Annotated in this window: 9 protein-coding genes; 2 read left to right on the forward strand and 7 right to left on the reverse strand. The window is 56.8% G+C overall.

The window, feature by feature from the left end; genetic code table 11:
• The first annotated feature begins 217 nt into the window (after positions 1-217).
• Together V7Q49_RS12825 and mdtD are read left to right on the forward strand one after the other, a co-directional pair.
• The gene (locus tag V7Q49_RS12825; protein ID WP_333852423.1) at positions 218-910 is read left to right on the forward strand and encodes a FadR/GntR family transcriptional regulator; all 693 of its coding nucleotides are present in this window, start codon (positions 218-220) and stop codon (positions 908-910) included.
• Positions 911-931: 21 nt separating this feature from the next.
• Positions 932-2359 (forward strand): multidrug transporter subunit MdtD, encoded by a 1428-nt coding sequence (gene mdtD / locus V7Q49_RS12830; protein WP_333852425.1) that lies wholly within the window; start codon positions 932-934, stop codon positions 2357-2359.
• Here the strand turns inward: mdtD and rbsR are convergent.
• The 7 genes from rbsR to kup form a co-directional block, all read right to left on the reverse strand.
• Positions 2325-3317, reverse strand: a complete 993-nt coding sequence (rbsR, locus tag V7Q49_RS12835; RefSeq protein ID WP_333852427.1) for a ribose operon transcriptional repressor RbsR — start codon at positions 3315-3317, stop codon at positions 2325-2327. The genes mdtD and rbsR overlap by 35 nt on opposite strands.
• Positions 3318-3320: 3 nt before the next feature.
• The gene (gene rbsK / locus V7Q49_RS12840; protein ID WP_333852860.1) at positions 3321-4250 is read right to left on the reverse strand and encodes a ribokinase; all 930 of its coding nucleotides are present in this window, start codon (positions 4248-4250) and stop codon (positions 3321-3323) included.
• Positions 4251-4357: 107 nt separating this feature from the next.
• Entirely contained in the window at positions 4358-5248 is an 891-nt protein-coding gene (gene rbsB, locus V7Q49_RS12845) for a ribose ABC transporter substrate-binding protein RbsB (protein ID WP_032615470.1), read from the reverse strand.
• A gap of 27 nt (positions 5249-5275) precedes the next feature.
• Positions 5276-6241 (reverse strand): ribose ABC transporter permease, encoded by a 966-nt coding sequence (rbsC, locus tag V7Q49_RS12850; protein ID WP_333852431.1) that lies wholly within the window; start codon positions 6239-6241, stop codon positions 5276-5278.
• A 4-nt stretch (positions 6242-6245) separates the two neighbouring features.
• Entirely contained in the window at positions 6246-7751 is a 1506-nt protein-coding gene (gene rbsA / locus V7Q49_RS12855; RefSeq protein WP_333852432.1) for a ribose ABC transporter ATP-binding protein RbsA, read from the reverse strand.
• A 7-nt stretch (positions 7752-7758) separates the two neighbouring features.
• A complete protein-coding gene (gene rbsD / locus V7Q49_RS12860) occupies positions 7759-8178 on the reverse strand; it encodes a D-ribose pyranase (protein WP_333852434.1) in 420 nt (139 codons plus the stop codon).
• Between the two features lie 215 nt (positions 8179-8393).
• Positions 8394-10262 (reverse strand): low affinity potassium transporter Kup, encoded by a 1869-nt coding sequence (gene kup / locus V7Q49_RS12865; RefSeq protein ID WP_333852436.1) that lies wholly within the window; start codon positions 10260-10262, stop codon positions 8394-8396.
• Positions 10263-10289: the final 27 nt, after the last annotated feature.

Raw genomic sequence — 10289 nt, forward strand, 5'->3', positions numbered from 1 at the left:
CGGCGGTTTGTAATCCGTTGTTCCGTGTCAGTGGAGGCGCATTATAGGGAGTTCTTCCGCGGTGACAAGAGTAAATTTAAAAAAACTAATCAACCGTGCTTTTTTTCACCAAAAGACCCGTCTTTAAGCCAGAAATTGCGCTAATTGTCGTTTTACCAACCACAACTATCCTGCAGATGGCATACTTACTAGCATTAAGAATCAAGGAATATGCGTTATGCCTTTGAGCGCGCAACAGCTGGCGGCACAAAAAAACCTCTCCTATGTGCTGGCAGAAAAACTGGCACAGCGGATCCTGGCGGGTGAATATCTGCCAGGGAGTATCTTGCCGGGCGAACTGGAACTGGGTGAGCAGTTTGGCGTGAGCCGAACCGCCGTGCGTGAAGCCGTGAAAACCTTAACCGCGAAAGGGATGGTACTTCCCCGCCCGCGCATCGGTACGCGCGTAATGCCTCAGAGCAACTGGAACTTCCTCGATCAGGAGCTGCTCTCCTGGTGGATGACGGAAGAGAACTTTCATCAGGTCATCGACCATTTCCTGGTCATGCGCAGTAGCCTGGAGCCGCAGGCCTGCCTGCTGGCCGCCACGATCGGCACGGCAGAGCAAAAAGCGCGGTTAAATACCCTGATGGATGAGATGGTATATCTGAAAAAGCACTTCAACCGGGAACGCTGGATAGAAGTGGATATGGCCTGGCACGAGCATATCTATGAGATGAGCGGTAATCCATTCCTGACCTCTTTTGCCTCACTCTTTCACTCGGTCTATCACACCTACTTTACGTCTATTACTCAGGACGAGGTGGTGAAGCTGGATTTACACCAGGCTATCGTTAATGCCATTCAGGATAGCGATGGGCTGCGCGCCATGACGGCCAGCCAGGCACTGCTTACCACGCCGGTACGGTAGCAACAAAAAACAGGAATTCGAATGACAGTAAAAAAAGCACGCAGCATGGCGGGTTTGCCATGGATCGCGGCAATGGCTTTCTTTATGCAGGCGCTGGACGCCACCATCCTCAACACTGCGCTTCCGGCGATTGCTGAAAGCCTTAACCGATCTCCGCTGGCGATGCAGTCAGCCATCATCAGCTATACCCTGACCGTTGCGATGCTGATCCCGGTGAGCGGCTGGCTGGCCGATCGCTTCGGCACGCGGCGCGTCTTTATGCTGGCGGTGACGCTCTTTACCCTGGGTTCACTGGCCTGCGCACTCTCCAGCTCGCTGGGTGAACTGGTTGTGTTCCGGGTCATTCAGGGCATTGGCGGCGCGATGATGATGCCGGTCGCACGTCTAGCGCTATTAAGGGCCTACCCGCGTAGCGAACTGTTGCCGGTCCTTAATTTTGTCACCATGCCAGGCCTGGTCGGGCCGATCCTTGGGCCGGTACTGGGGGGCGTGCTGGTCACCTGGGCCAGCTGGCACTGGATATTCCTCATTAATATTCCGATTGGGATCGCCGGTATTTTCTATGCCCGCAAATTTATGCCGAACTTCACCACCCCGCGGCGCAAATTCGATATGGGCGGGTTCTTCCTGTTTGGTCTGAGCCTGGCACTGTTTTCCAGCGGCATGGAGCTGTTCGGTGAGAAAGTAGTAGCGACCTGGCTGGCCGTCTCCATCATCTTCAGCGGCATTCTTCTTTTCCTTCTTTATATACGTCATGCGCGTCGCCATCCTACGCCGCTGATTTCGCTCTCGCTGTTTAACACGCGCACCTTCTCGGTAGGCATTGCCGGAAACATCGCTTCACGACTGGGCACCGGCTGTGTTCCCTTCCTGATGCCGCTGATGCTGCAGGTCGGGTTTGGTTATCCGGCGCTGATTGCAGGCTGCATGATGGCGCCCACGGCGGTGGGGTCGATTCTGGCTAAATCCGGTGTGACTCAGCTGTTGCGCCGGCTGGGATACCGCCGGACGCTGGTCGGAGTGACGGTGTTTATCGGCGTGATGATTGCGCAATTTTCACTGCAGTCGGCAGAATTGCCGGTGTGGATGCTGATCCTGCCGCTGTTTGTGCTGGGTATGGCGATGTCCATCCAGTTCACCTCGATGAACACCATTACCCTTGCCGATCTCAGCGATGAGAATGCCAGCGGCGGCAACAGCATGCTGGCGGTGACGCAGCAGCTGTCGATCAGTCTGGGCGTAGCGGTCAGTGCGGCGGTGCTGCGTTTTTACGAAGGGTTCGACAGCAACAACACTGTCGAACAGTTCCACTCCACCTTTATTACCATGGGCGTGCTGACGGTGGTCTCTGCGCTGGTCTTTATGCTGTTAAAACCGAAAGACGGTCGTAACCTCATTAAAGAACGGCACAAACCTAAACCGACCCGCGTTCCATCAGAACAGGAGTAAGCTGCAGCCGCTGTTGTTGCAGTCCGGGCTGGGCGATTCGATGGATCAGCACGTCAATCGCCAGCTCGCCCAGTTCATCCTTTGGCTGATGAATGGTGGTGAGCGGCGGCGTCATATACTGCGCCAGTTCGATATCGTCATACCCCACCACGGCGATATCGTCCGGGACACGCAGTCCCGCCTGGTAGAGCGCCTGATAAGCCCCCACGGCCATCGCATCGTTACCGATAAAGACCGCCTGCGGGCGATCTTTCTGCGCCAGTAGCGACTGCATCGCCTCAAACCCGCCGCTGAATTCAAAGTCGCCGGTAATTTGATAGCCGTCAGGCACAGGCAGACCGGCGCGATCCATAGCAACCAGAAAGCCCTCCAGCCGCAGGCGGGCAGGGGTTTTATCCAGCGGACCGGTAATGCAGGCGATACGGGTGTGGCCTTTATCAATCAGGTGCTGTGTCGCCATGTCCCCGCCCAGCAGCGAGTTATCCTGAATCAGATCGCTGGTACCGTCGAACGGGGCCCAGTCCATCATCACCGTGGGAACGGAAGGATAGCGCTGCATAATCTCCGGGGAGGGTTGATGCGTTTCGGTACACAGCAGTAATAACCCGTCGACGCGCTTTTGCATCAGCGTCTCCAGATTACGGTTCATGCGCTGCTCGTCGCCTTCGGTATTACAGAGTACAAGGCTGTAGCCGCGCTCGAAGCAGCTGCGCTCCACGCCGCGTACCAGCTCAGAGTAAAAGGGGTTGGTACTGGCGGTGATGAGCATGCCAATGGTGCGGGTCTGGTTAAGCTTCAGACTGCGCGCCAGGGCGGAAGGCGCATAATTGAGGGATTTTACTGCGGCTTCGACCTTCTCACGGATCGCCTCGCTGACGAAGCGATCGTTATTAATGACATGGGAGACCGTCGACGTAGAGACGCCCGCCACGCGAGCGACATCTTTCATTGTGGCCAAACGCTACCTCTGCTGACTTAAAAATTCATCGATCTCATTGCGCCATGGTACAGAAGGCTGTGCGCCTGGACGCGTTACCGCAATCGCCGCCGCCGCATGGGCAAAACGGATCGCGGTATCCAGTGGCTCACCCTCCAGCAGCGCCGTGACCAGCGCACCATTAAAGGTATCACCCGCCGCGATGGTATCGACCGCTTTCACCTTAAAGCCGGGAACGCGACGGCCTTCTCCCTCGACGCTGGCCCAGACGCCGCGGCTGCCAAGGGTAATGATAACCGTACTGATGCCCTTCTGGTGCAGGGCTTGCGCCGCGCGCGCCGCATCGTCATCGTTTTCGACGCGAATGCCCGTCAGCTTTTCGGCTTCGGTTTCGTTAGGGGTGATGATATCCACCAGCGCCAGCAGCTCGTCTGATAATACACGGGCGGGCGCGGGATTAAGTACGACAGTGGTATGATTTTCATGGGCAATTTGCGCAGCCGCCAGCACGCTTTCTACCGGCGATTCCAGCTGCATCAGCAGGGCGTCGGCATCGGCGATACGCGCCTGTTGCGCCGCCACGCGTTCCGGCGTCAGCGCCGCATTCGCACCCGCATGAATACCGATGACATTCTCACCTTCCGCGTTGACAAAAATCAGCGCCACGCCGGTTGATTCGCCTTCCACCACGCTGACTGGCGCAATATCGATGTTGTCGCTTGCCAGCTGCGCGCGCACGCGTTCACCGGTATCGTCATCGCCAGTACAGGCAATAAAGGCGATGTTGGCGCCGCTGCGTCCGGCGGCGACCGCCTGGTTTGCGCCCTTGCCGCCAAAGGCGACCTGATAGCGATTACCCGTTACGGTCTCGCCCGGCGTCGGGAAAGCATCAAGGTTGAGAATGTGATCGGCATTAATACTGCCAAGGACGACGAGCTTACCTGCGGTTTTCATCATTGAAGTGTCCATCAGAGAGTGCCACCGGGCGGGCCCGGTGGCGTATGCCACTCTTTTCTTTATATGTTGTCCTTCAGGCAGCCGGGAGCTGCCTGAATCGCATATTACTGCTTGATGACCAGTTTCAGGTCAACAGGGTATTTAGCCTGAACTTTCTCGCCCTTCAGCACTTTGTCAGCAGTCTGCACACCGGTCGCGCCGATCTGCTCTGGCAGCTGGGCAATGGTCGCAGCCAGTTTGCCATCGTTTACCGCTTTTTCACCATCAGGCGTGCCGTCAAATCCGACAACCATCACATCAGATTTGCCTGCGGTTTGCAGGGCACGCAGCGCGCCCAGCGCCATTTCGTCGTTCTGTGCGAACACCGCTTTAACGTCCGGATGAGCGGTCAGCAGGTTCTGCATGACGTTCAGGCCCTTAGTACGGTCGAAATCTGCCGGCTGGCTGGCCAGCACGTTGAATTTGTGGGCAGCAACGGCCTGCTGGAAGCCTTCGCCACGCTCACGCGCTGCGGAAGTCCCGGCGATGCCCTGCAGTTCGATAACCTTGGCGCCTTCACCCGCTTTCTTAGCGATGTAGTCACCGGCGATTTTGCCGCCCAGCACGTTATCAGAGGCAATGTGGCTGACCACTTCGCCTTTAGACGCCTGACGGTCCAGGGTGATCACCGGGATGTTAGCCTGGTTTGCCATCTTGACGGCGTTACCTACCGCATCGGAATCGGTCGGGTTGATCAGCAGAATTTTGGTGCCGCGAACGGTTAAGTCCTGCACGTTAGCCAGCTCTTTCGCCGGGTTGTTCTGGGAGTCCAGGATCACCAGGTTGTAGCCCAGTTTGTCGGCTTCTTTCTGTGCGCCATCCTTCAGCGAGACGAAGAACGGGTTGTTCAGGGTAGAAACCACCAGCGCGATGGTATCTTTCGCCATGGCGTTTGCACTCACAGTTGCGCTCAGCGCGACAGCAGAAACCAGGGTAGCCAGTTTTTTCATGTTCATATCAAAGATGTCCTGTAGTGTCGTCAGTTACTGTTTTTTGTTGTCTACCAGTACCGCCAGCAAAATCACTACTGCTTTGACGATCATCTGGTAATAGGAAGAAACACCTAACAAATTCAAACCATTATTCAGGAAGCCGAGGATCAGCGCACCGATCAGCGTCCCTACGATACGACCTTTACCCCCTGCCAGGCTGGTGCCGCCGAGCACCACCGCAGCGATGGCGTCCAGCTCATAACCGGTACCCGCCGTTGGCTGGGCAGAGGAGAGACGCGCCACCTCGATAATGCCCGCCAGCGAGGCCAGCAGGCCGCACAGGGAGTAAACGATAATTTTGACTTTATTGACGCTGATGCCGGACAGACGCGTCGCCGCTTCGTTACCGCCCAGCGCATAGATATAACGACCGAGGCGAGTGTGATGCAGCATGTACCACGCCGCGAGGAACACCAGGCCCATGATCCAGACCGGCGTCGGGATACCCAGCGGGCGGCCAATACCGAACCAGCCAAACAGATCGGCGTTATCGGTAAAGCCGGTGTTAACCGGGCTGCCGTTGGTGTAGACCATGGTCACACCGCGCAGCAGCAGCATCATCACCAGGGTGGCGATAAACGCCTGCACGCGGCCTTTCGCCACAATCATCCCGGTGACAGCCCCAATTGCGGCCCCCAGCGCCAGCGCAGCTGCTACGGCCACCAGCGCGTTGACTTCAATCCCTACAATTGAAGCGGCAACTGCGCCGGTGAGCGCCAGCAGGGAACCGACGGACAGGTCGATACCCGACGTCAAAATCACCAGCGTCATCCCCACCGCCATAATGGCGTTTACGGAAGTCTGCTGAAGAATGTTGAACAGGTTATTAACGGTAAAAAAGTTCGGGCTCATGGTGGAGACAATCGCGATCAGCACCAGCAGGGCAATCAGCGATTTTTGTTCCAGCAGCCATGCCTTAGTGAAATAACGGCGTCCAGAAATAGCCTGGGTAGTCATCTTCTTACTCCTGATCCACGCGATTAAGCTTGCCCACAGCGGCAGCCATCAGAATTTCCTGGGTGGCCTGCTCGCGACTGAATTCACCGCCGAGATGCCCTTCATGCATGACGATAATGCGATCGCTCATGCCTAATACCTCTGGCATCTCGGAAGAGACCAGAATGATGCTCAGCCCGTCAGCCTTAAACTGGTTGATGAGCTGATAAATCTCTTTCTTCGCGCCAACGTCCACGCCGCGGGTAGGCTCATCGAGGATCAGCACTTTCGGACGGGTCATCAGGCCGCGGGCAATCGCCACTTTCTGCTGGTTACCGCCGGAGAGCAGCCCGATGGCCTGTTCCATCGACGGGGTTTTGACGTTGAAGAGGCGGATAAAATCGCTGACGGCCTGCTGCTCGTCTTTATGTTTCAGCGTACCGCCGCTATGGCTGAAGTAGCGCAGCGCGGTCAGGGACATGTTCTCTTTTACCGACATGCCGAGCACTAAGCCGTCGCGTTTGCGGTCTTCAGAGATATAGACGATACCGTTCGCCAGGCCATCCTGCGGCGAGCGAGTCACCACTTCATGACCGTCGAGGGTGACGTATCCGCTGGATCGCGGCAGCGCACCGTACAGCACTTTCATTAGCTCGGTACGTCCGGCACCCATCAGCCCGGCCACGCCGAGGATCTCCCCCTGGCGCAGGGTAAAGCTGACGTCATGCACCCCAGGGCCGCACAGATTATCGACCTTCAGGCGGATAGCGCCCGGGGCCTTATCGATACGCGGATACTGGTCTTCCAGCTTACGTCCCACCATCATCTCAATCAGCGTGTCTTCGGTGAGGGTCACCACTTCACGCTCGGCAATAAACTGCCCGTCGCGGAAGACGGTCACGTCATCGCAGATCTCGAAGATCTCTTTCATGCGGTGGGAGATATAGACGATGCCGCGCCCCTGCGCTTTCAGCTCGCGGATCACGCGGAACAGGGAGTCGGTTTCGGTATCGGTGAGGGCGTCGGTTGGCTCATCCATCACGATAACCCTGGATTCGAAGCTCAGGACCTTCGCGATCTCCACCATCTGCTGATCGCCGATGGAGAGTTCGCCCACCAGCCGATCGCTTTTGAAGCGCAGATTCAGCTTCGCCAGCAGCTTGTCGGCTTCGGCGTACATCTGTTTCCAGTCGATTTTGCCAAATCGGTTAACGAACTCGCGACCGAGGAAGATGTTCTCCGCAATGGACAGCTGCGGGATCAGGTTCAGCTCCTGGTGGATGATGCCGATCCCGGCTTCCTGGGAGGATTTCGGGCCGTTGAAGGTGGTCTCTTTGCCCAGCCACAGCAGCGAACCGGCGTCGCGTTGATAGATGCCGGTCAGCACTTTCATCATTGTGGATTTGCCCGCGCCGTTTTCACCCACCAGCGCCATTACACGCCCGGCATAGACATTCAGTGCGGCACCGGAGAGGGCTTTAACACCCGGGAACGACTTATCGATCCCTTTCAGTTGCAGTAATGCGTCCATGATGGCCTCAGAAGGTGACGCCAGCACAGAGAATGATATTCGCATACGGGGAACACTCCCCGCTGCGGATAACCGCCTGGCTGTCAGCGGTCTTTTTCTTGAACTGCTCGTGCGTTATATAACTTATTTTTATGGTGTTTCCCTGGTGTTGTTGCAGTTGCTTGATATGGCCAAGCAACGTTTCGTGGAGCTGCGGATTATGTTGTTGGATTTCCGTTGCGAGAATGGCTTCCTCAACCTGCATCTCGGTTGTCACCACGTCCAGCACCTGCATAAACGAGGGTACGCCCTGCGTTAACGCCAGATCAATACGCGTTGTGCTGTGGGGAATGGGTAAACCCGCATCACACACCACCAGCGTATCGGTATGCCCAAGACGGGAGATGACCGATGAGACTTCAGAGTTGAGTACCGTGCCTTTCTTCATATTCTTGCTCCACTAGCGAAACGTTTCGCTGGCGTCAGTTTAATCTTACCGATGCGCAGAAAACCACCATGCCGTTGCAGATTTGTGATCGTCGTCGAAACGTTTCGCTAAGTGAAATGCGGGAAGGATTTCAGAGGGGAATTGCCGGGTGGCGCTACGCTTACCCGGCCTACAAAACCGTAGGCCCGTGCAAGCGAAGCGCCGCCGGGCACACGTTAAATCTCGACCTGGGTCCCTAACTCAATTACGCGGTTAGGCGGGATCTCGAACTGGTCTGGCGCACGCAGGGCGTTACGCTGGAGGATAAGGTAGAGCTTGCCGCGCAGGCGCAGGTACCAAGGACGTTTGCCGATGATCAGCGACTCGTGCGACATAAAGAACGAAGTCTCCATCATCCGGCAGCTCAGGCCTTCCAGACCGCAACGGTGGAACACCTCTTCCACGTTCGGCGTTTCGCGCCAGCCGTAGCTCGCCACCACGCGCCAGAAGGTGGGCGACAGCTGCTCAATCTGTACGCGGCGGACGTTATGCACATACGGCGCATCTTCGGTACGCAGCGTCAGCAGGATCACCCGCTCATGCAGCACCTTGTTGTGTTTGAGGTTGTGCATCAGGGCAAACGGAATCACGTTCAGCGCACGCGACATATAGACCGCGGTGCCCGGCACGCGCACCGGCGGGGATTTCTCCAGCGAGACGATCATCGCCTCCAGAGAGTTGCCGTGTTCGTGCATCCGGCGCAGCAGGCGGAAACGCTCGCTCTTCCAGGTCGTCATCACCAGGAACATCACCATCCCCAGCGTCAACGGCAGCCAGCCGCCGGAGACAATCTTGTCGAGGTTGGCCGAGAACAGCGGGACGTCAATACAGAGGAAGCCGACCAGAATCATCCCCACGAGGAATTTATTCCAGTGCCAGTTCCGGTACGCCACCGTGGTGGAGAGGATTGAGGTCAGGACCATCGTCCCGGTGACGGCAATACCGTAGGCGGCCGCCAGGTTACTGGAGTGCTCGAAGCTGATGATAACAATCACCACCGCGAAATAGAGCAACCAGTTAATGAACGGGATGTAGATCTGGCCCGACTCCATCTCCGACGTATGGATGATGCGCATCGGGGAGAGATAACCCAGACGCACCGCCTGACGGGTCAGGGAGAAGACGCCGGAAATTACCGCCTGGGAGGCAATCACGGTCGCCAGGGTCGCGAGGATCAGCATCGGCACCAGCGCCCAGTCCGGCGCCAGCAGGAAGAACGGGTTTTTAATTGCTTCCGGATGTTTGAGCAGCAGCGCGCCCTGACCGAAGTAGTTCAGCACCAGCGACGGCAGCACCACGATAAACCATGCCACGCGAATAGGCAGTTTGCCGAAGTGCCCCATATCGGCATACAGCGCCTCGACCCCGGTGATGGACAGCACCACCGCACCCAGCGCAATAAACGACACGGTTTTGTATTCGAGAAAGAAGTGCACTGCCCACATCGGGTTCAGCGCATGCAGCACGTCCGGGTTAGCAATAATGCTGCGTAACCCCAGCACTGCCAGGATCAGGAACCAGGCCAGCATAATCGGCGCGAAGAGTTTCCCCACCAGCCCGGTACCGTGTTTCTGAATCACAAACAGCAGGGTCAGCACAATAATGGCCAGCGGAACCACCCACTCATCGAGCTGCGGCGCAATAATCTCCAGCCCTTCGATTGCCGACAGCACGGAGATAGCCGGCGTGATCACCACTTCGCCATAGAAGAAGCTGCCGCCAATCAGCCCGATAATTACCAGGAAGGAGGTCATTTTGGGCGAGGTATTGCGCCCGGCCAGCGACATCAGAGTCAGGATCCCCCCTTCACCGGCGTTATCCGCGCGCATGACAAAGGAGAGATATTTAACGGAGACTACCAGGATCAGGAGCCAAAAGATGAGAGACAAAAAACCAAAAACAGCGTCGCGTTCCACGCCAAAACCAAACTGCCCGGACAAACATTCACGAAGCGTATAAAGCGGGCTGGTGCCGATATCACCGTAGACAACCCCGATCGCCGCGAGCGTTATAGCGGGTAATGATTGCTTATTATCAGTGCTCATAGACTAGTCTTTTCGTTTATATAACAA

Source organism: Leclercia sp., from assembly GCF_036780805.1.
Classification (GTDB): domain Bacteria; phylum Pseudomonadota; class Gammaproteobacteria; order Enterobacterales; family Enterobacteriaceae; genus Enterobacter.

Excerpts from the sequence above, each read along its gene's own strand:
- rbsK (WP_333852860.1), bottom strand. The coding sequence starts at position 4,250 with ATGAAAACCGCAGGTAAGCTCGTCGTCCTTGGCAGTATTAATGCCGAT.
- kup (WP_333852436.1), bottom strand. The coding sequence starts at position 10,262 with ATGAGCACTGATAATAAGCAATCATTACCCGCTATAACGCTCGCGGCG.
- rbsB (WP_032615470.1), bottom strand. The coding sequence starts at position 5,248 with ATGAACATGAAAAAACTGGCTACCCTGGTTTCTGCTGTCGCGCTGAGC.
- V7Q49_RS12825 (WP_333852423.1), top strand. The coding sequence starts at position 218 with ATGCCTTTGAGCGCGCAACAGCTGGCGGCACAAAAAAACCTCTCCTAT.
- rbsD (WP_333852434.1), bottom strand. The coding sequence starts at position 8,178 with ATGAAGAAAGGCACGGTACTCAACTCTGAAGTCTCATCGGTCATCTCC.
- rbsA (WP_333852432.1), bottom strand. The coding sequence starts at position 7,751 with ATGGACGCATTACTGCAACTGAAAGGGATCGATAAGTCGTTCCCGGGT.
- rbsC (WP_333852431.1), bottom strand. The coding sequence starts at position 6,241 with ATGACTACCCAGGCTATTTCTGGACGCCGTTATTTCACTAAGGCATGG.
- mdtD (WP_333852425.1), top strand. The coding sequence starts at position 932 with ATGACAGTAAAAAAAGCACGCAGCATGGCGGGTTTGCCATGGATCGCG.